This window comes from Peribacillus sp. NPDC058075, from assembly GCF_042885195.1.
Lineage (GTDB): Bacteria > Bacillota > Bacilli > Bacillales > DSM-1321 > Peribacillus.
In genome coordinates this window covers 1-983 of record NZ_JBHVSL010000003.1, presented here as the reverse complement: position 1 = coordinate 983, position 983 = coordinate 1, and the positions used below count along the sequence as shown (strand labels likewise).

Here is a 983-nt window from a genome sequence, read left to right as displayed (position 1 = left end):
GGAGCAACGGGGTCAACAGGTAATCCAGGGGCGATCGGAGCAACAGGTCCAACGGGAGCAACGGGTGCAACAGGTAATCCAGGGGCGACCGGAGCAACAGGTCCAACGGGAGCAACGGGTGCAACAGGTAATCCAGGGGCGACCGGAGCAACAGGTCCAATGGGAGCAACGGGGTCAACAGGTGATCCAGGAGCGATTGGAGCAACAGGTCCAACGGGTGCTACGGGTGCAACAGGTGATCCAGGAGCGACCGGAGCAACAGGTCCAATGGGAGCTACGGGTGCAACAGGTAATCCAGGGGCAACCGGAGCAACAGGTCTAACGGGAACAACGGGGTCAACAGGTAATCCAGGGGCGACCGGAGCAACAGGTCCAACGGGAGCAACGGGGTCAACAGGTAATCCAGGGGCAACCGGAGCAACAGGAGCAACAGGTCTAACGGGAGCAACGGGGTCAACAGGTAATCCAGGAGCAACAGGTCCAACGGGATCTACGGGGTCAACAGGTCCAACGGGATCTACGGGGTCAACAGGTCCAACGGGAGCAACGGGTGCAACAGGTGATCCAGGAGCGATTGGAGCAACAGGTCCAACGGGATCTACGGGTGCGACAGGTGATCCAGGGGCAACAGGTCCAACGGGATCTACGGGTGCAACAGGTGATCCAGGAGCGACTGGAGCAACAGGTCCAACGGGAGCAACCGGAGCAACTGGAATAACGGGTGCCACGGGAGATCCAGGCGCCACGGGAGCAACAGGAGCAACTGGAATAACGGGTGCCACAGGAGATCCAGGCGCCACGGGAGCAACAGGAGCAACTGGAATAACGGGTGCCACAGGAGATCCAGGCGCCACGGGAGCAACGGGAGCAACCGGAGCAACCGGAATAACGGGTGCCACAGGCGCCACAGGGGCAACTGGAATAACGGGTGCCACAGGCGCCACAGGAGCAATCGGAATAACGGGTGCCACAGGCGCCACAGG

The 983-nt window shown here is 61.0% G+C and carries 1 protein-coding gene; it reads left to right on the top strand.

The features are described 5' to 3' along the window. The coding region (locus ACFVS1_RS20770; RefSeq protein WP_387550157.1) for a hypothetical protein at nucleotides 1-983 on the top strand (983 nt) is incomplete at both ends.